Genomic DNA, 19,490 nt, shown 5'->3' with positions numbered 1-19,490 from the left:
CCTAGCCTAAAGGGCTGAATCAGCCTTGTTTTTTAACGAGAGCTTCGACGATGTTCGACGGAGCTTCGGAGTATTTGGAGAATTCCATGGAGTAGCTCGCGCGACCCTGAGACATGGAACGGACGTCGGTCGCATAACCGAACATCTCACCCAGTGGAACTTCAGCACGGATTACCTTACCGGACACCGAGTCTTCCATACCCTGAATCAGACCACGACGACGGTTCAGGTCACCCATCACGTCACCCATGTAGTCTTCTGGGGTTACTACTTCAACCTTCATGATCGGCTCAAGCACAACACCGCCGCCCTTCTGGGCCAGCTGCTTGGTCGCCATGGAGGCCGCCACCTTGAACGCCATCTCGTTGGAGTCGACGTCGTGGTAGGAACCATCGAACACGGTAGCCTTCAGGCCGATCAGCGGATAGCCGGCAACGACGCCGTTCTTCATCTGCTCTTCGATACCCTTCTGGATAGCCGGGATGTATTCCTTCGGAACCACACCACCCACAACTTCGTTGGTGAAGACCAGGCCTTCGGTGATGTTGCCCTTCTCGTCAACGTCTGGCTCCGAGAAACGGATCCAGCAGTGACCGAATTGACCGCGACCGCCGGACTGACGAACGAACTTGCCTTCGATCTCAACGTTGCTCTTGCTGATCTTCTCGCGGTACGAAACCTGCGGCTTGCCGATGTTGGCCTCGACGTTGAACTCGCGCTTCATGCGGTCAACGAGGATGTCCAGGTGCAGCTCACCCATACCGGAGATGATGGTCTGACCAGTTTCTTCGTCGGTCTTGACGCGGAACGACGGGTCTTCCTGAGCCAGCTTGCCCAGTGCGATGCCCATCTTTTCCTGGTCCTGCTTGGTTTTCGGCTCTACAGCCACCGAAATCACAGGCTCAGGGAAGTCCATACGCTCAAGGATCACTTGCTTCTCGAGATCGCACAGGGTGTCACCGGTGGTGACGTCCTTCATGCCGATCAGAGCGGCGATGTCGCCTGCGCGCACTTCCTTGATCTCTTCACGCTGGTTGGCGTGCATCTGCACCATACGACCAACGCGCTCTTTCTTGCCCTTGACCGAGTTGATGACGGAGTCACCGGAGGTCAGGAAGCCCGAGTAGACGCGGACGAAGGTCAGAGTGCCCACGAACGGGTCGGTGGCAATCTTGAACGCCAAGGCCGAGAACGGCTCGGCGTCGTCGGCGTGACGCTCGATCTTCGGAGCGTTTTCGTCTTCGACGTTGTCCGGGTGGATGCCCTGGATTGCAGGGATCTCGGTCGGAGCAGGCAGGAAGTCGATAACGGCGTCGAGAACCAGGGGAACGCCCTTGTTCTTGAACGAAGAACCGCAGACCGCAGGAACGATCTCGCTCGCCAGGGTACGGGCGCGCAGACCAGCCTTGATCTCTTCGACGGACAGGTCACCTTCTTCAAGGTACTTGTTCATCAGCTCTTCGTTGGCTTCGGCCGCAGCCTCGACCATGTTGTTGCGCCATTCGTTGGCCAGCTCAACCATATCGGCAGGAATCTCTTCCTCGCGATAGGTGGTGCCTTTGTCGTCTTCGTTCCAGTAGATAGCCTTCATCTTGATCAGGTCGACCTGACCCTGGAAGTTATCTTCTGCACCGATGGCCAGCTGAACCGGAACCGGGGTGTGGCCCAGACGGTTCTTGATCTGGCCGACAACGCGCAGGAAGTTCGCGCCGGCACGGTCCATCTTGTTCACGTAAACAACACGCGGAACGCCGTACTTGTTGGCTTGACGCCATACGGTTTCGGACTGAGGTTCAACACCGGAGGTGCCGCAGAAAACAACGACCGCGCCATCGAGTACGCGCAGCGAACGTTCTACTTCAATGGTGAAGTCTACGTGGCCGGGGGTATCGATGACGTTTACGCGGTAGTTGTCGTACTGACCACGGGAACCTTTCCAGAAAGTGGTAACGGCAGCGGAGGTAATGGTGATACCCCGCTCCTGCTCCTGCACCATCCAGTCGGTGGTCGCGGCGCCGTCGTGCACCTCGCCCATCTTGTGGCTCAGACCTGTGTAGAACAGGATCCGCTCGGTAGTGGTAGTCTTGCCCGCGTCAACGTGGGCGCAAATACCAATGTTACGGTAGCGGTTGATTGCTGTAGTACGAGCCATAAAGCCCTCGCAAAATGAATGATGCTGATATTAGAAGCGGTAGTGCGAGAAAGCCTTGTTGGCTTCGGCCATACGGTGCACGTCTTCACGCTTCTTAACTGCTGCACCTTTACCTTCAGCAGCATCCAGCAGCTCGCCAGCCAAACGCAGGGCCATGGACTTCTCGCCACGCTTGCGGGCGAAGTCTACCAACCAGCGCATTGCCAGAGCGTTACGACGGGAAGGACGAACCTCGACCGGAACCTGGTAAGTAGCACCACCAACGCGGCGCGACTTCACTTCGACCAGCGGAGCGATGGCGTCGAGTGCTTTTTCGAAGAGTTCCAGGGGATCGGTGCCAGCCTTACGGGCCGCAACGGTTTCCAGGGCACCATAAACGATACGCTCGGCAACGGCTTTCTTGCCGCTTTCCATAACGTGGTTCATGAATTTGGCGAGGATTTGGCTTCCGTATTTCGGATCGTCCAGAATCTCACGCTTGGCTGCTACGCGACGTCTTGGCATTGATAAGCCCTCAAACGGTCTTCAGGTTAGCTCGGGACAGATCCTTCGGATGCGTGCCCGACCTTACTCTTATCGACTCAATAAAATGAATAACTGCAAAGCGGCCGATTACTTCGGACGCTTGGTACCGTACTTCGAACGACCCTGGTTACGGCCTTTAACGCCGGAAGTATCCAAGGAGCCGCGAACGGTGTGGTAGCGAACACCTGGCAAGTCTTTTACACGACCGCCACGGATCAGAACCACGCTGTGTTCTTGCAGGTTGTGGCCTTCACCGCCGATGTACGAGGAAACCTCGAAACCGTTGGTCAGACGCACACGGCATACTTTACGCAGTGCCGAGTTAGGTTTTTTCGGCGTAGTGGTGTACACGCGGGTGCACACGCCACGACGTTGCGGGCAGTTCTGCAGCGCAGGCACGTCGGATTTCTCGACGATACGCTTACGCGGCTGACGTACCAGCTGGTTGATAGTTGCCATCTACTAGCTCCACTGTTGTCTTGCGACGCTATTGTCTTGCAAGAAAAGCAAAATGGCGGGAACGGATTCCCGCCAAATTTAGGGGATCAAGAGTCTAAAGAGGATCTTGTCCCCAGTCAAGGCAAGGCCCCGGCCTCCCCGCCCACCGAAACTCGACAAAATGTCTCGATTCGATGAACGGAGCGGTCAGGGCCTTACGCTCATTTACCGCAGAACTCAGTTACCGCTCGAGTTCAGCGCTTCGGTCAGTGCAGCTTCCACTTCACTGGCGCTTACGCGCAACGGTTTGTCCGCATCACGGCGACGCTTGCGCTCGCTGTGGTAGGCCAGACCGGTACCAGCCGGGATCAGACGACCCACGACCACGTTTTCTTTCAGGCCGCGCAGGTAATCGCGCTTGCCGGTGACGGCCGCTTCGGTCAGCACTCGGGTGGTTTCCTGGAAGGAAGCCGCCGAGATGAACGATTCGGTCGACAACGACGCCTTGGTGATACCCAGCAGAACACGGGTGAACTTGGAGACGAACTTGTCTTCCGCGTTCAGACGCTCGTTCTCCACCAGCACCTGGGTCAGTTCCATCTGGTCGCCCTTGATGAAGCTGGAATCGCCCGACTCGGAGATCTCAACCTTGCGCAGCATCTGACGCAGGATGGTCTCGATGTGCTTGTCGTTGATCTTCACGCCTTGCAGACGGTAAACGTCCTGGATCTCGTTGACGATGTACTTGGCCAGCGCGCTCACACCCAGCAGACGCAGGATGTCGTGCGGATCGCTCGGACCGTCGGAGATAACTTCGCCGCGGTTCACCTGTTCGCCTTCGAACACGTTCAGGTGACGCCACTTCGGAATCAGCTCCTCGTACGGATCGCTGCCGTCGTTCGGGGTGATGACCAGACGGCGCTTGCCCTTGGTCTCCTTACCGAACGCGATGGTGCCGCTGACTTCTGCCAGGATCGACGCCTCTTTCGGACGACGGGCTTCGAACAGGTCGGCAACACGCGGCAGACCACCGGTGATGTCACGGGTCTTCGAAGTCTCTTGCGGGATACGCGCGATAACGTCACCGATCGCGATCTTCGCACCGTCCGCAACACCGACCAGGGCGTTCGCCGGCAGGAAGTACTGAGCGATAACGTCAGTGCCTGGCAGCAACAGATCCTTGCCGTTGTCGTCGACCATCTTCACCGCAGGACGGATGTCCTTGCCGGCAGCCGGACGGTCTTTGACGTCGAGCACTTCGATGTTGGTCATACCGGTCAATTCGTCGGTCTGACGCTTAATCGTGATGCCTTCTTCCATGCCCACGTAGGTCACGTTACCTTTCATTTCAGTAACGATCGGGTGCGTGTGCGGATCCCACTTCGCCACGATGGCGCCAGCGTCGACCTTGTCACCTTCCTTGACCGAGAGCACGGCACCGTACGGCAGCTTGTAGCGCTCGCGCTCACGACCGAAGTCGTCGGCGATCGCCAGCTCACCGGAACGGGACACGGCAACCAGGTTGCCGTCCACACGCTCAACGTGCTTCAGGTTGTGCAGACGGACGGTACCGCCGTTCTTCACCTGAACGCTGTCGGCAGCGGAAGTACGGCTTGCCGCACCACCGATGTGGAACGTACGCATCGTCAGCTGGGTACCCGGCTCACCGATGGACTGGGCAGCGATGACGCCGACCGCTTCACCGATGTTCACCTGGTGACCACGGGCCAGATCGCGGCCGTAGCACTTGGCGCAGATGCCGTAACGGGTTTCGCAGCTGATCGGCGAACGCACGACCACTTCGTCGATGCTGTTCAGCTCGATGAACTCGACCCACTTCTCGTCGACCAGGGTGCCGGCAGGAACGATGACGTCCTCGGTGCCCGGCTTGAACACGTCACGGGCAACCACACGACCCAGTACGCGCTCACCCAACGGTTCAACAACGTCGCCGCCTTCAATGTGCGGCGTCATCAGCAGACCGTGTTCGGTGCCGCAGTCGATCTCGGTCACGACCAGATCCTGTGCCACGTCAACCAGACGACGGGTCAGGTAACCGGAGTTCGCTGTCTTCAACGCGGTATCCGCCAGACCTTTACGAGCACCGTGGGTCGAGATGAAGTACTGGAGTACGCTCAAACCTTCACGGAAGTTCGCGGTGATCGGCGTCTCGATGATGGAGCCGTCCGGCTTGGCCATCAGGCCACGCATACCGGCGAGCTGACGAATCTGTGCTGCGGAACCCCGCGCACCCGAGTCGGCCATCATGTACATCGAGTTGAACGATTCCTGCTCGACTTCGTCGCCGTGACGGTCGATGACCTTCTCCTTCGAGAGGTTGGCCATCATCGCCTTGGAGACTTCGTCGTTCGCTTTCGACCAAAGGTCGATCACTTTGTTGTACTTCTCGCCCTGGGTCACCAGGCCGGAGGCGTACTGGCTCTCGATCTCTTTCACTTCGTCGGTGGCGGCACCGATGATGCGCGCTTTCTCATCCGGGATAACGAAGTCGTTAACGCCGATGGAAACGCCGGAAATGGTCGAGTAGGCAAAACCGGTGTACATCAACTGGTCGGCGAAGATCACGGTCTCTTTCAGACCCACAACGCGATAGCACTGGTTGATCAGCTTGGAGATCGCCTTCTTCTTCATCGGCAGGTTGACGACGTCGAACGACAGGCCTTTCGGCACAACCTGGAACAGCAGCGCACGGCCGACGGTGGTGTCGACGATACGGGTGTTGTTCACGCTGTTGCCGTCACGGTCGTTCACGGTTTCGTTGATACGAACCTTGATCTTGGCGTGCAGCGCGGCTTCGCCGGCGCGGAACACGCGGTCGACTTCCTGCAGATCCGCGAACACACGACCTTCGCCCTTGGCGTTGATCGCTTCACGGGTCATGTAGTACAGACCCAGTACCACGTCCTGCGACGGAACGATGATCGGCTCACCGTTGGCTGGCGACAGGATGTTGTTGGTCGACATCATCAGCGCGCGCGCTTCCAGCTGGGCTTCCAGCGTCAGCGGCACGTGCACGGCCATTTGGTCACCGTCGAAGTCGGCGTTGTACGCGGCGCAGACCAGAGGGTGCAGCTGGATGGCCTTACCTTCGATCAGTACCGGTTCAAACGCCTGGATGCCCAGACGGTGAAGGGTCGGTGCACGGTTGAGCAGGACCGGGTGTTCGCGGATCACTTCAGCGAGAACGTCCCAAACCTCCGGCAGCTCGCGCTCGACCATTTTCTTGGCGGCTTTGATGGTGGTCGCCAGACCGCGCATTTCCAGCTTGCCGAAAATGAACGGTTTGAACAGCTCCAGAGCCATCTTCTTCGGCAGACCGCACTGGTGCAGGCGCAGGGTCGGACCTACGGTGATCACCGAACGGCCCGAGTAGTCAACGCGCTTACCGAGCAAGTTCTGACGGAAACGACCTTGCTTACCCTTGATCATGTCGGCCAGGGATTTCAGAGGACGCTTGTTCGAGCCGGTGATGGCGCGACCGCGACGGCCGTTGTCGAGCAGTGCATCGACAGCTTCCTGCAGCATGCGCTTTTCGTTGCGCACGATGATGTCCGGAGCGGACAGGTCGAGCAGGCGCTTCAGACGGTTGTTACGGTTGATCACCCGACGATACAGATCGTTGAGGTCGGAAGTCGCGAAGCGACCGCCGTCCAGCGGAACCAGCGGACGCAGGTCCGGCGGCAGAACCGGCAGAACGGTCAGCACCATCCACTCAGGCAGGTTGCCGGAGCCCTGGAAGGCTTCCATCAGCTTCAGGCGCTTGGACAGCTTCTTGATCTTGGTTTCGGAGTTGGTTTGCGGAATCTCTTCGCGCAGACGGCCAATCTCGTGTTCCAGGTCGATAGCGTGCAGCAGCTCGCGGACGGCTTCGGCACCCATGCGGGCGTCGAAATCGTCACCGAACTCTTCCAGCGCTTCGAAATACTGCTCGTCGTTCAGCAGCTGACCCTTTTCAAGGGTGGTCATGCCCGGGTCGATGACGACATAGCTCTCGAAGTAGAGAACGCGCTCGATATCACGCAGGGTCATGTCCATCAGCAGGCCGATACGGGACGGCAGCGACTTCAGGAACCAGATGTGGGCAACCGGCGAAGCCAGTTCGATGTGCGCCATGCGCTCACGACGAACCTTGGCCAGCGCGACTTCAACGCCGCACTTCTCGCAGATCACACCACGATGCTTCAAGCGCTTGTACTTACCGCACAGGCACTCGTAATCCTTTACCGGGCCAAAGATCTTGGCGCAGAACAGGCCGTCACGCTCAGGCTTGAACGTACGGTAGTTGATGGTTTCCGGCTTTTTAACTTCACCGAACGACCACGAACGGATCATCTCAGGCGAGGCCAATCCGATGCGGATGGCGTCGAACTCTTCGACTTGACCCTGGTTTTTCAGCAAATTCAGTAGGTCTTTCAAGGCCTTTCCTCCTGGCGGAGCAGAGAGCGGGCAATCCTGCCCCGCTCTCGATCGCGTCACGTGTTATTCGGTTTCCAGATCGATATCGATGCCGAGGGAACGAATTTCCTTGATCAACACGTTGAAGGACTCGGGCATGCCCGGCTCCATACGGTGATCGCCGTCCACGATGTTCTTGTACATCTTGGTCCGGCCGTTCACATCGTCCGACTTCACTGTGAGCATTTCTTGCAGGGTGTAGGCAGCACCGTAAGCTTCCAGTGCCCAGACCTCCATCTCCCCGAAACGCTGACCACCGAACTGCGCCTTACCACCCAGCGGCTGCTGGGTAACCAGGCTGTACGAACCGGTAGAACGCGCGTGCATCTTGTCGTCTACCAAGTGGTTCAGTTTCAGCATGTACATGTAGCCAACGGTGACCGGGCGCTCGAACTTGTTGCCGGTACGCCCGTCGGTCAGCTGCATCTGGCCGCTTTCTGGCAGGTCCGCCAGTTTCAGCATGGCCTTGATCTCGCGTTCCTTGGCACCGTCGAACACCGGGGTGGCCATTGGTACGCCGCCACGCAGGTTCTTCGCCAGATCCAGGATCTCCTGATCGGAGAAGCTGTCGAGGTCTTCGTTGCGACCGCCGATCTGGTTGTAGATCTCGTCCAGGAAGGTACGCAGCTCAGCGACCTTGCGCTGCTCTTCGACCATCCGGTTGATCTTCTCGCCCAGGCCCTTGGCCGCGAGGCCCAGGTGGGTTTCGAGGATCTGACCGACGTTCATACGCGACGGTACGCCCAACGGGTTGAGGACGACGTCGACCGGGGTGCCGTTGGCATCGTGCGGCATGTCTTCAACCGGCATGATCACGGAGACCACACCCTTGTTACCGTGACGGCCGGCCATCTTGTCGCCAGGCTGGATGCGACGGCGGATAGCCAGGTACACCTTGACGATCTTCAGCACGCCCGGCGCCAGGTCGTCGCCCTGTTGCAGCTTGCGCTTCTTGTCTTCGAACTTATCGTCCAGCAGACGGCGACGGTCGACGATGTAGGCCTGAGCCTTCTCGAGCTGCTCGTTCAGAGCGTCTTCAGCCATGCGCAGCTTGAACCACTGACCATGCTCAAGACCGTCCAGCACTTCGTCGGTGATGTCCTGGCCTTTCTTCAGACCGGCACCGCCTTCGACCTTGTGACCGACCAGAGCGGCACGCAGACGCTCGAAGGTCGCGCCTTCAACGATGCGGAACTCTTCGTTCAGATCCTTGCGGATCTCGTCGAGCTGGCTCTTCTCGATCGACAGGGCACGGCTGTCACGCTCGACGCCATCACGGGTGAAGACCTGAACGTCGATGACGGTACCCTTGGTGCCGGTCGGCACGCGCAGGGAGGTGTCCTTAACGTCGCTGGCCTTCTCACCGAAGATCGCGCGCAGCAATTTCTCTTCCGGAGTCAGCTGGGTCTCGCCTTTCGGAGTGACCTTGCCGACCAGGATGTCGCCAGGGCCGACTTCGGCGCCGACATAGACGATACCGGCTTCGTCCAGCTTGTTCAGTGCGGCTTCACCCACGTTCGGGATGTCCGCAGTGATTTCCTCTGGGCCAAGCTTGGTGTCACGAGCCACGCAGGTCAGTTCCTGGATGTGGATCGTGGTGAAGCGGTCTTCCTGAACCACACGCTCGGACAGGCAGATGGAGTCTTCGAAGTTGAAGCCGTTCCACGCCATGAACGCGATGCGCATGTTCTGACCCAGCGCCAGTTCACCCATGTCGGTGGACGGGCCGTCGGCCATGATGTCGCCACGCTGAACCTTGTCACCCTTGCTCACCAGCGGACGCTGGTTGATGCAGGTGTTCTGGTTGGAGCGGGTGTACTTGGTCAGGTTGTAGATGTCGACACCGGCTTCACCGGTTTCGACTTCGTCATCGGCAACGCGAACCACGATACGGCTGGCATCGACGGAGTCGATCACGCCGCCGCGGCGGGCCACGACGCAAACGCCGGAGTCACGGGCAACGTTGCGCTCCATGCCGGTACCCACCAGCGGCTTGTCGGCACGCAGGGTCGGTACAGCCTGACGCTGCATGTTGGAACCCATCAACGCACGGTTGGCGTCGTCGTGCTCGAGGAACGGAATCAGCGACGCCGCGACCGAAACTACCTGCTTCGGCGAAACGTCCATCAAGGTGACGTCTTCCGGCGCCTTGACGGTGAATTCGTTCAGGTGACGTACGGCCACCAGTTCGTCGATCAGGACTTTCTGCTCGTTCATGGTCGCCGAAGCCTGCGCGATCACGTGATCGGCTTCTTCGATGGCGGACAGGAACACGATGTCGTCGGTGACCACACCCTCTTTCACCACACGGTACGGGCTCTCGAGGAAGCCGTACTGGTTGGTGCGAGCGTAAGCAGCCAGGGAGTTGATCAGACCGATGTTCGGACCTTCCGGCGTTTCGATCGGGCAGACACGACCGTAGTGAGTCGGGTGTACGTCACGGACTTCGAAGCCTGCGCGCTCACGAGTCAGACCGCCCGGGCCGAGTGCGGACACACGACGCTTGTGGGTGATCTCGGAGAGCGGGTTGTTCTGGTCCATGAACTGCGACAGCTGGCTGGAACCGAAGAACTCCTTCACCGCCGCAGCCACTGGCTTGGCGTTGATCAGGTCTTGCGGCATCAGGCCTTCGCTTTCGGCCATCGACAGACGCTCTTTGACCGCACGCTCAACACGTACCAGGCCAACGCGGAACTGGTTCTCGGCCATTTCGCCGACGCAGCGAACGCGACGGTTACCCAGGTGGTCGATGTCGTCGACGATGCCTTTGCCGTTACGGATGTCGACCAGGGTCTTCAGGACCGCAACGATGTCTTCCTTGCACAGCACGCCCGAACCTTCGATCTCGGTGCGACCGATACGACGGTTGAACTTCATCCGGCCGACCGCAGACAGGTCATAGCGCTCAGGGCTGAAGAACAGGTTGTTGAACAGGGTCTCGGCAGCGTCTTTGGTCGGCGGCTCGCCCGGACGCATCATGCGATAGATCTCGACCAGCGCTTCCAGTTGGTTGCTGGTGGAGTCGATCTTCAGCGTGTCGGAGACGAACGGACCGCAGTCGATGTCGTTGGTGTACAGAGTCTCGATGCGAACGACGCCGGCCTTGGCGATCTTCACCAGGAGGTCGGTCGACAGTTCGGTGTTGCACTCTGCCAGGATCTCGCCGGTGGCCGGATGAACGATGGCCTTGGCGGTGGTGCGGCCCAGGACGTAGTCCAGCGGCACGTCCAGCTCTTTGATCCCGGCCTTTTCCAGCTGGTTGATGTGGCGGGCGGTAATACGACGGCCCTGCTCTACGATCACCTTGCCTTTGTCGTCCTGGATGTCGAGGACGGCGACTTCACCACGCAGGCGCTGAGGCACCAGCTCCAGGCTCAGGCCTTCGCTCTTCACATGGAATACGTTGGTGGTGTAGAACGCGTCGAGCACTTCTTCGGTGGTATAGCCGAGCGCGCGCAGCAGCACGGAAGCCGGCAGCTTGCGACGACGGTCGATACGCACGAATACGCAGTCTTTCGGGTCGAACTCGAAGTCCAACCACGAACCGCGGTAAGGAATGATGCGCGCGGAATACAGCAGTTTGCCGGAGCTGTGCGTTTTGCCACGGTCGTGGTCGAAGAACACGCCCGGGGAACGGTGCAGCTGGGAAACGATCACACGCTCGGTACCGTTGATCACGAAGGTACCGTTCTCAGTCATCAGGGGGATTTCACCCATGTAGACTTCTTGCTCTTTGATGTCCTTGATCGCTTTGTTCGACGATTCTTTGTCGAAAATGATCAGGCGCACTTTTACCCGCAAAGGTACGGCGAAAGTCACACCGCGCAATACGCATTCTTTGACATCAAATGCCGGCTCGCCCAAGCGATAGCCGACGTACTCCAGCGCAGCATTGCCGGAGTAGCTGATGATCGGGAAAACGGATTTGAAGGCCGCATGCAGGCCCACGTCGCGGAACTGATCTTTAGTCGCTCCCGCTTGCAAGAATTCACGATACGAATCCAGCTGGATGGCCAGGAGGTACGGCACATCCATGACGTCCGGCAACTTGCTAAAGTCCTTGCGGATACGTTTTTTCTCAGTATATGAGTAAGCCATCAGCGTTCCCCAGCTTGGTCACCTGCTTGTTTGGCCCCTCCCGGCGGGAGCAGCCAGAAAATCGTGCAAACCCCTTGGTTTGCGCCACCGCATCGGGTGGTGGATCCGCTATCGGCGCCGGCCTGGCCGGCTGCCAATAACGGAAAAAGGCCGGTGGCATAAGCCACCAGCCATCAGCCTTTCGCTTGACGCTCGGGCTGGAGGAGCAAAGTCGATGCTTACTTCAGCTCGACTTTAGCGCCTGCTTCTTCCAGCTTCTTCTTAGCGTCTTCAGCGGCTTCTTTCGAAACGCCTTCAGCTACAACCTGAGGAGCGCCGTCGACTTTCTCTTTGGCTTCTTTCAGGCCCAGACCGGTCAGTTCACGAACTGCCTTGATCACGTTCACTTTCTTGTCGCCGGCTTCAACCAGGACAACGTTGAACTCGGTTTGCTCTTCAACGGCAGCAGCAGCGCCAGCAGCTGGACCAGCGGCAACAGCGGCAGCAGCGGTAACGCCGAAGGTTTCTTCCATCGCTTTGATCAGCTCAACGATTTCCAGAACGGTTTTCTGGCCGATTGCTTCGATGATTTGTTCGTTAGTCAGAGACATGACTATGAATTCCTGTATTGGGGTGACAGCCTACGCGGCCATCAAATTAAACGTTTGATTTCGAAAGGATCTACGCCGCCTTAGGCAGCAGCAGCTTCTTTCTGGTCGCGCAGAGCTGCCAGGGTACGAGCCAGCTTGCTGGTAGCACCTTGGATAACGCTCATCAGCTGTGCGATAGCCTCGTCGCGAGTTGGCAGGGTTGCCAGCACGTCGATCTGGTTGGCGGCAAGGAACTTGCCGTCGAACGCAGCTGCCTTGATCTCGAACTTGTCCTGACCCTTGGCGAATTCCTTGAACAGACGAGCAGCAGCGCCCGGGTGTTCGTTGGAGAACGCGATCAGGGTCGGGCCAGCGAGCACGTCGTTGAGGACACTGAATTCAGTGTCGGCAACAGCGCGCTTGAGCAGGGTGTTACGTACGACACGTACGTATACGCCAGCTTCGCGAGCCTCTTTACGGAGTCCGGTCATTGCGCCTACAGTCACACCACGGGCATCAGCCACGACAGCGGACAGAGCGACTTTGGCAGCCTCGTTGACTTCAGCGACGATGGCCTTCTTGTCTTCGAGTTTAATTGCCACGGGTAAAACTCCTGCTTGTTACCGTTTCATCTGGCCGAAGCCGGATGTCGTTTTGGTGTCTGATTCGGTAAGGAACCGGGAGCACCATCTGCGTAGGCTTGAGGTTTAAGACTTGCGCCGCCTACGGTCTTGGATAGCCCCCGCCAGGCAGGGACCCCAATCTTCAAGTGGCGCGATCGCTCGCGCCGCTTATTGTCTTACGCGTCCAGCGAGCTTTGGTCGATGACCAGACCTGGGCCCATGGTGGTGCTCAGGGTAACGCGCTTGACGTAGATGCCTTTCGAGGAAGCCGGCTTGATACGCTTCAGGTCAGCGATCAGGGCTTCAACGTTTTCCTTCAGCTTGACGGCGTCGAAGCCGATCTTGCCAACGGAAGTGTGGATGATGCCGTTTTTGTCGGTGCGGTAGCGAACCTGGCCAGCCTTGGCGTTCTTGACAGCGCCAGCGACGTCTGGAGTCACGGTACCGACTTTAGGGTTAGGCATCAGGCCGCGAGGACCGAGAACCTGACCCAGCTGACCCACAACGCGCATGGCATCCGGGGATGCGATCACTACGTCGTAGTTCAGGTCGCCGGCTTTCATTTCTGCAGCCAGATCGTCCATGCCTACGCGGTCAGCGCCGGCAGCCAGAGCGGCTTCAGCAGCCGGGCCCTGGGTGAACACAGCAACGCGAACGGTTTTGCCGGTGCCGTGCGGCAGCACGGTAGCGCTACGAACAACCTGGTCGGATTTACGTGGGTCTACGCCCAGGTTTACAGCAACGTCGAACGACTCGCTGAACTTGACAGTCGACAGCTCGGCCAGCAGAGCGGCGGCGTCTACAATGTTGTAGGCCTTGCCTGCTTCGATTTTGCCGGCGATAGCCTTTTGACGCTTGGTCAGCTTAGCCATTACACACCCTCCACGTTAAGGCCCATGCTACGAGCAGAACCGGCGATAGTACGCACGGCTGCATCCATATCAGCTGCAGTCAGATCCGCGTTTTTGGTTTTCGCGATCTCTTCCAGCTGAGCACGGGTAACAGTGCCAACCTTAACGGTGTTCGGACGAGCGGAGCCGCTGGTCAGACCGGCCGCCTTCTTCAGCAGAACCGAAGCAGGGGTGGATTTGGTTTCGAAAGTGAAGCTACGGTCGCTGTAGACAGTGATGATCACTGGAGTCGGCAGACCTGGCTCAAGACCCTGGGTACGGGCGTTGAAAGCCTTGCAGAACTCCATGATGTTCACGCCGTGCTGACCCAGAGCTGGGCCGACGGGTGGGCTTGGGTTAGCCTGAGCGGCCTTCACTTGCAGCTTGATGTAAGCGGTAATCTTCTTGGCCATGAGGCACTCCAATTACGGGTTCGAACGCCTCGAAAGGCTCCCCGGTTACTTGCGCGTTTATCCCAGTGACGACAAAACCCCACAGCCTACGGCTGCGGGGTTGGGATGCTTGCCCAGTTAGACCTTCTCGACCTGACTGAACTCCAGCTCCACCGGAGTAGAGCGTCCGAAAATGAGCACCGCGACCTGGATCCGGCTCTTTTCGTAGTTAACTTCTTCAACAACGCCGTTGAAATCAGCGAAAGGACCGTCATTGACACGAACAGTCTCGCCCGGCTCGAACAGAGTCTTCGGCTTAGGCTTGTCGCTGCCGTCGGCAACACGACGCAGAATGGCTTCCGCCTCTTTGTCAGTGATTGGCGCAGGCTTGTCGGCAGTACCACCGATAAAACCCATCACCCGAGGAGTATCCTTGACCAAGTGCCAAGTACCCTCATTCATATCCATTTGAACCAGCACATAGCCTGGGAAGAACTTACGCTCGCTTTTGCGCTTCTGGCCGTTACGCATTTCAACCACTTCTTCAGTGGGAACCAGAATTTCGCCGAAGCCATCTTCCATGCCAGCCAGCTTCACACGCTCGATCAAGGAGCGCATTACATGCTTCTCGTAACCCGAGTAAGCATGCACAACGTACCAACGCTTAGCCACGGGACACCCTTAGCCTACAATCAGGGAAACAAGCCAACCGAGGAGGGAATCAAGCCCCCACAGCAGCAACGCCATAACCAGGACAACAGCTACGACAATCAGCGTAGTCTGCGTGGTTTCCTGACGAGTTGGCCATACGACTTTACGAATCTCGGTACGAGCTTCCTTTGCCAGCGCGAAGAACGACTTGCCTTTTGCAGTTTGCAGACCCACATAGGCAGCAACAGCAGCGATGGCAAGCAGAGCAAGCACGCGGTACAGGATCGGCGAAGCGGAGAAATAATGATTGCCGACAACACCAACAACCACCAAGGCAACCACTACAAGCCACTTGATCAGATCAAAGCGAGAGCTTTGGGCTTCAGCTTTAGGAGTCATCTGTGAAGATCCTGTGAAAAGAAAGCCAGACACACCGAGTGAATCTGGCAGGTCAGGAGGGAATCGAACCCCCAACCTACGGTTTTGGAGACCGTCGCTCTGCCAATTGAGCTACTGACCTAAAACAAAATCAGGCCGACCATTATGCCGGCCCGAAAAAGACATTACAACCGTTTACTCGATAACTTTAGCTACGACGCCGGCGCCGACGGTACGACCGCCTTCACGGATAGCGAAGCGCAGACCGTCTTCCATTGCGATGGTCTTGATCAGGGTAACAGTCATCTGAATGTTGTCACCTGGCATTACCATTTCAACGCCTTCCGGCAGTTCGCAGTTACCGGTCACGTCAGTGGTACGGAAGTAGAACTGTGGACGGTAGCCTTTGAAGAACGGAGTGTGACGACCGCCTTCTTCCTTGCTCAGCACGTAGACTTCTGCGGTGAACTTGGTGTGCGGCTTGACCGAACCTGGCTTGACCAGAACCTGGCCACGCTCAACGTCGTCACGCTTGGTGCCACGCAGCAGAACGCCGCAGTTCTCGCCAGCACGACCTTCGTCGAGCAGCTTGCGGAACATTTCAACGCCGGTGCAGGTAGTTTTCTGAGTGTCGCGCAGGCCGACGATCTCAACTTCTTCCTGGATGCGGACAACGCCACGCTCAACACGACCGGTCACAACAGTACCGCGACCCGAGATCGAGAACACGTCTTCGATCGGCATCAGGAACGGCTTGTCGATGGCACGCTCAGGCTCTGGGATGTAGCTGTCCAGAGTCTCAACCAGCTTCTTGACAGCGGTGGTGCCCATTTCGTTGTCGTCTTTGCCTTCCAGCGCCATACGGGCCGAACCAACGATGATCGGGGTGTCGTCGCCTGGGAAGTCGTAGGTGGACAGCAGGTCGCGAACTTCCATCTCAACCAGCTCCAGCAGCTCAGCGTCGTCTACCAGGTCAGCCTTGTTCAGGAAAACCACGATGTACGGAACGCCTACCTGACGGGACAGCAGGATGTGCTCACGGGTTTGCGGCATCGGACCATCGGCGGCCGAGCAAACCAGGATCGCGCCGTCCATCTGGGCAGCACCGGTGATCATGTTCTTGACGTAGTCGGCGTGACCCGGGCAGTCAACGTGCGCGTAGTGACGAATGTTCGAATCGTACTCTACGTGCGCAGTGTTGATGGTGATACCACGAGCCTTCTCTTCCGGGGCGCTGTCGATCTTGTCGAAGTCAACAACAGCCGAACCGAAAACCTCGGAGCAAACGCGAGTCAACGCAGCGGTCAGAGTGGTTTTACCGTGGTCAACGTGACCAATGGTACCGACGTTGACGTGCGGCTTACTACGTTCGAACTTTTCCTTAGCCATCGAAATCACCCTAGGAGTAGAATTAAGCGAACTACGCAGACCATTAAAACAAAGGCAGATATTTTCATATCTGCCTTGTCATATGGAGCTCTTGAGCGGATTTGAACCGCTGACCTCACCCTTACCAAGGGTGTGCTCTACCAACTGAGCTACAAGAGCGTAACACTTTGCACAACCTGCAAACTTGGAGCGGGTAGCGGGAATCGAACCCGCATCATCAGCTTGGAAGGCTGAGGTTCTACCACTAAACTATACCCGCGGAGCTTGCAGCTCACGCTAAAATCTGGTGGAGGGGGAAGGATTCGAACCTTCGAAGTCGTAGACGTCAGATTTACAGTCTGATCCCTTTGGCCGCTCGGGAACCCCTCCTAAGCGAGCCGGCATTCTATACTATGCCAGCCTTCTGTCAAGCATTTTCTCATTTAAAATCTTGAGGTTAGCTGCTTTGACATCACCCCACTTCTTCAACCTCTTCAGGTCTTCGCTGTGGAGCGGGCGCCATTCTATGCAAACTATTCGGAGGGCGCAACCCCCTCACACATCATTATTTTATGTTTTAACTCATTGAATTCCTTGGAAAGGTTTTGCAGCTGCCCTTCGTCCAGCAAACCCTGGCTTTCAGCTGGGATACGGAACCAATAGGCAGCCTCGGAGGACTCTTTCTGGAGCTGCTGGGCCTTGATGCCCAACTCACCTAGACGCCGACCGAGAAGCTGTGCCTCTTCAGACCTGCCAACGACACCCACGTACAGGCACTCACCATTGGCCGACGTGACATTCTTTTTCTCGCGAGAGACACCCTTGGCCTCGCTGAGCAAACGGATATCCTGCTGCGCCCCTCGATAGAGGCTCAGAGTCGTGACGTCCTTTGCGCGCAAAGGTGCTTCCTGCTGATGCCAGACGTAATAAAACACATTGAGAACCAAAAGCAGCAGGAACAACCAACGCATACGTACCTCAGGAAAAAGGACAGGCCATCGCCAAGCCCACGAACACCAAATCGGGAACGACCTTTGCCTCCGGCACTACTCCCGATACTAGGCCAGCATCGCCCCCCGTCACAAATACCGTGAAGTCTTCCCCCCAGTAGGCGCGGGCCAGCTCGATCTGAGTCAATACAAACCCCCTCAGCATCAATGAGCAACCGCGCTCCACCGCCTCCACCGTGCTGCGCCCCGGCGCATGGCTGACCAATGCGCGCTCGGCCGCCTGATCTCCATAACGAATCTTTCGGGTGTGAGTCCTCAACTGGTTGCGCATGAGCGGCATGCCGGGACAAATGAAGCCCCCCAAGTGTTCACCGTCCGCCGCAACGAAGTCGGCGGTCACCGCTGTACCGAAATCGAGCACCAGACATGCGCCCGAGGCCAGGCGAAAGCCTCCAAGCATCGCTAACCAACGGTCGAGCCCCAGACGCTCATAGTCTTCATATCCATTTCTGACTCCGGACATTTCACGCGCCGGCGCCGCGCACACAACAGGCAAACGGAAATCACGCTCCAGAAGCTTGATGAGATCGCTCGTCTCCTCCGCGGTTCTGACGCTAACCAGGCGGCACCGCTGCAGCGAAATACCATCCAGCTCGCGCAAAGCGTCGAGCAGCGCCTGGTCAGAGTCGACAACCCCCTCCTGGATCACCGCGTCGGCCTGGACGGACAACACTCGCCACTTTATAAAGCTGTTACCGCAATCGAGCTCAAGAATCATCACGCAACCTCAAACTGAGCTCACCACCGCTATAAGTCTTTTCCACACCATCCACCTTCAGACGCAATGCACCATGACTGTCAATGCCAAGTGCCACGCCGTCCGTTCGATTGACGCCGGCAGTGAGAGAAACCGGCTGATCCTGCCACAGGTGATTGCTTTCCCACTCTGCCTGGAGCACAGAGAACCCTTCAACCTGATGACGCCGCAGATAAGCCTGAAGCTGATGGCTCAACTCAACCACAAGCAGGTTCCGGTCATGGCTTTTGCCTGACTCAAGCCGCATGGACGTCCATTGCTGATCCACCTCGTTCGTGGCCTGCATATTGACGTTGATACCGATGCCTAGCACTACATGGCAGACATCAGCCGGATCACCGACAATTTCGAGCAAGATGCCGGCAATTTTCTTTCGTCCAACCAGGACGTCATTAGGCCACTTCAACCCCAATCCAGGCACACCCAGCTTGCGCAAGGCCTGCAGAACCGCCAAGCCCACAACAAGACTCAGCCCCTCCAGCTGACGCATGCCGCCATCAATGCGCAAGACGAGGCTGTAATAGAGATTTTCGGCAAACGGACTCACCCACTTGCGACCACGGCGACCGCGGCCCGCCAGTTGCCGCTCGGCCAGCACCAAAAATGGCGCAGGCCGCCCCTCGTCAATCGCACGCAATGCTTGCGCGTTGGTCGAGTCAGTTGAGTCAAGGATGAAAGACGGCCAGTCCTTTAGCTCCTCCGCTATCTTGTGAGGATCAAGCAACGTCAAGGGAGCCGCCAATTGATAGCCCCGCCCCCGGACTTTATGAATGGACAGCCCAAGCTCGCTCTCCAGATGCTGGAGCTGCTTCCATACGGCACTTCGGCTGATGCCTAGTGCGGCTCCCAGGGCCTGACCGGAATGGAACTGGCCATCCTTCAGGAGATTCAACAACGTCAGCATGCGGATCTCGCCTCGTAATGAGGCCCGAATGATAGCCATGCCCTGCACCGTTGCATAGAAACTCGACGTAGGAACTTTCCTGCGGGCAAAACAAAACCCCAACCGCTTTCGCAGTTGGGGTTTCGGAATTTAATCTTGACGATGACCTACTCTCACATGGGGAAACCCCACACTACCATCGGCGATGCATCGTTTCACTTCTGAGTTCGGGATGGGATCAGGTGGTTCCAACGCTCTATGGTCGTCAAGAAATTCTGTG

At 57.8% G+C, this 19,490-nt stretch carries 15 protein-coding genes, 4 tRNA genes and 1 rRNA gene; all 20 read right to left on the bottom strand.

The annotated features are described in order from the left end of the window. Window positions 1-19 precede the first annotated feature (19 nt). Window positions 20-2,152, bottom strand: coding sequence for an elongation factor G (fusA, locus tag CAG31_RS23760; RefSeq protein ID WP_085585802.1), 2,133 nt, complete (start codon window positions 2,150-2,152; stop codon window positions 20-22). A gap of 30 nt (window positions 2,153-2,182) precedes the next feature. Then, the gene (gene rpsG / locus CAG31_RS23755) at window positions 2,183-2,656 is read right to left on the bottom strand and encodes a 30S ribosomal protein S7 (protein ID WP_016772941.1); all 474 of its coding nucleotides are present in this window, start codon (window positions 2,654-2,656) and stop codon (window positions 2,183-2,185) included. 108 nt (window positions 2,657-2,764) lie between these two features. Next, entirely contained in the window at window positions 2,765-3,136 is a 372-nt protein-coding gene (gene rpsL / locus CAG31_RS23750; RefSeq protein WP_003186084.1) for a 30S ribosomal protein S12, read from the bottom strand. Window positions 3,137-3,352: 216 nt separating this feature from the next. Next, window positions 3,353-7,552, bottom strand: coding sequence for a DNA-directed RNA polymerase subunit beta' (gene rpoC / locus CAG31_RS23745; protein WP_085585800.1), 4,200 nt, complete (start codon window positions 7,550-7,552; stop codon window positions 3,353-3,355). Window positions 7,553-7,615: 63 nt separating this feature from the next. Continuing rightward, window positions 7,616-11,689, bottom strand: a complete 4,074-nt coding sequence (gene rpoB, locus CAG31_RS23740) for a DNA-directed RNA polymerase subunit beta (protein ID WP_085585798.1) — start codon at window positions 11,687-11,689, stop codon at window positions 7,616-7,618. 218 nt (window positions 11,690-11,907) lie between these two features. Further along, on the bottom strand, window positions 11,908-12,279 hold the full coding sequence (gene rplL / locus CAG31_RS23735) for a 50S ribosomal protein L7/L12 (protein ID WP_085585796.1): 372 nt from the start codon (window positions 12,277-12,279) through the stop codon (window positions 11,908-11,910). 80 nt (window positions 12,280-12,359) lie between these two features. Next, window positions 12,360-12,860: a 50S ribosomal protein L10 gene (rplJ, locus tag CAG31_RS23730; protein WP_085585794.1), complete on the bottom strand. Its 501-nt coding sequence runs from the start codon at window positions 12,858-12,860 to the stop codon at window positions 12,360-12,362. Between the two features lie 197 nt (window positions 12,861-13,057). Continuing rightward, the gene (gene rplA, locus CAG31_RS23725) at window positions 13,058-13,753 is read right to left on the bottom strand and encodes a 50S ribosomal protein L1 (RefSeq protein WP_085585792.1); all 696 of its coding nucleotides are present in this window, start codon (window positions 13,751-13,753) and stop codon (window positions 13,058-13,060) included. Next, entirely contained in the window at window positions 13,753-14,184 is a 432-nt protein-coding gene (gene rplK, locus CAG31_RS23720; protein WP_003176435.1) for a 50S ribosomal protein L11, read from the bottom strand. Before rplK ends, rplA begins: the two co-directional genes overlap by 1 nt. Before the next feature lie 117 nt (window positions 14,185-14,301). Beyond that, the gene (gene nusG, locus CAG31_RS23715; protein WP_007957598.1) at window positions 14,302-14,835 is read right to left on the bottom strand and encodes a transcription termination/antitermination protein NusG; all 534 of its coding nucleotides are present in this window, start codon (window positions 14,833-14,835) and stop codon (window positions 14,302-14,304) included. A 9-nt stretch (window positions 14,836-14,844) separates the two neighbouring features. Beyond that, window positions 14,845-15,213, bottom strand: a complete 369-nt coding sequence (gene secE, locus CAG31_RS23710; RefSeq protein WP_085585790.1) for a preprotein translocase subunit SecE — start codon at window positions 15,211-15,213, stop codon at window positions 14,845-14,847. A 45-nt stretch (window positions 15,214-15,258) separates the two neighbouring features. Continuing rightward, window positions 15,259-15,334: transfer RNA gene (locus tag CAG31_RS23705), tRNA-Trp, on the bottom strand. Between the two features lie 53 nt (window positions 15,335-15,387). Continuing rightward, window positions 15,388-16,581, bottom strand: coding sequence for an elongation factor Tu (tuf, locus tag CAG31_RS23700; protein ID WP_085585788.1), 1,194 nt, complete (start codon window positions 16,579-16,581; stop codon window positions 15,388-15,390). A gap of 83 nt (window positions 16,582-16,664) precedes the next feature. Beyond that, window positions 16,665-16,740, bottom strand: a tRNA-Thr gene (locus tag CAG31_RS23695). A 26-nt stretch (window positions 16,741-16,766) separates the two neighbouring features. Then, window positions 16,767-16,840, bottom strand: a tRNA-Gly gene (locus CAG31_RS23690). Window positions 16,841-16,865: 25 nt separating this feature from the next. Continuing rightward, window positions 16,866-16,950, bottom strand: a tRNA-Tyr gene (locus tag CAG31_RS23685). Window positions 16,951-17,093: 143 nt separating this feature from the next. Beyond that, complete coding sequence (locus CAG31_RS23680) at window positions 17,094-17,531, bottom strand: hypothetical protein (RefSeq protein ID WP_085585786.1); 438 nt, start codon at window positions 17,529-17,531, stop codon at window positions 17,094-17,096. Window positions 17,532-17,538: 7 nt separating this feature from the next. Beyond that, window positions 17,539-18,288: a pantothenate kinase gene (locus tag CAG31_RS23675; RefSeq protein WP_085585784.1), complete on the bottom strand. Its 750-nt coding sequence runs from the start codon at window positions 18,286-18,288 to the stop codon at window positions 17,539-17,541. Continuing rightward, window positions 18,278-19,231, bottom strand: coding sequence for a bifunctional biotin--[acetyl-CoA-carboxylase] ligase/biotin operon repressor BirA (birA, locus tag CAG31_RS23670; protein ID WP_085586008.1), 954 nt, complete (start codon window positions 19,229-19,231; stop codon window positions 18,278-18,280). Before birA ends, CAG31_RS23675 begins: the two co-directional genes overlap by 11 nt. 133 nt (window positions 19,232-19,364) lie before the next feature. Further along, window positions 19,365-19,480, bottom strand: a 5S ribosomal RNA gene (gene rrf / locus CAG31_RS23665). Between the last annotated feature and the right edge of the window lie 10 nt (window positions 19,481-19,490).

The organism is Pseudomonas sp. R25(2017) (assembly GCF_002112565.1).
GTDB classification, from domain to species: Bacteria; Pseudomonadota; Gammaproteobacteria; order Pseudomonadales; family Pseudomonadaceae; genus Aquipseudomonas; species Aquipseudomonas ekonensis.
The sequence above is the reverse complement of the archived record's forward strand: the minus strand, read 5'-3'. Positions and strand labels throughout refer to the sequence as shown.

What these genes read in the sequence shown, in the direction of transcription:
- fusA (WP_085585802.1), bottom strand. Translation starts at nt 2,152, where the DNA reads ATGGCTCGTACTACAGCAATCAACCGCTACCGTAACATTGGTATTTGC.
- rpsG (WP_016772941.1), bottom strand. Translation starts at nt 2,656, where the DNA reads ATGCCAAGACGTCGCGTAGCAGCCAAGCGTGAGATTCTGGACGATCCG.
- rpsL (WP_003186084.1), bottom strand. Translation starts at nt 3,136, where the DNA reads ATGGCAACTATCAACCAGCTGGTACGTCAGCCGCGTAAGCGTATCGTC.
- rpoB (WP_085585798.1), bottom strand. Translation starts at nt 11,689, where the DNA reads ATGGCTTACTCATATACTGAGAAAAAACGTATCCGCAAGGACTTTAGC.
- rplL (WP_085585796.1), bottom strand. Translation starts at nt 12,279, where the DNA reads ATGTCTCTGACTAACGAACAAATCATCGAAGCAATCGGCCAGAAAACC.
- rplA (WP_085585792.1), bottom strand. Translation starts at nt 13,753, where the DNA reads ATGGCTAAGCTGACCAAGCGTCAAAAGGCTATCGCCGGCAAAATCGAA.
- rplK (WP_003176435.1), bottom strand. Translation starts at nt 14,184, where the DNA reads ATGGCCAAGAAGATTACCGCTTACATCAAGCTGCAAGTGAAGGCCGCT.
- secE (WP_085585790.1), bottom strand. Translation starts at nt 15,213, where the DNA reads ATGACTCCTAAAGCTGAAGCCCAAAGCTCTCGCTTTGATCTGATCAAG.
- tuf (WP_085585788.1), bottom strand. Translation starts at nt 16,581, where the DNA reads ATGGCTAAGGAAAAGTTCGAACGTAGTAAGCCGCACGTCAACGTCGGT.
- CAG31_RS23680 (WP_085585786.1), bottom strand. Translation starts at nt 17,531, where the DNA reads ATGCGTTGGTTGTTCCTGCTGCTTTTGGTTCTCAATGTGTTTTATTAC.
- CAG31_RS23675 (WP_085585784.1), bottom strand. Translation starts at nt 18,288, where the DNA reads ATGATTCTTGAGCTCGATTGCGGTAACAGCTTTATAAAGTGGCGAGTG.
- birA (WP_085586008.1), bottom strand. Translation starts at nt 19,231, where the DNA reads ATGCTGACGTTGTTGAATCTCCTGAAGGATGGCCAGTTCCATTCCGGT.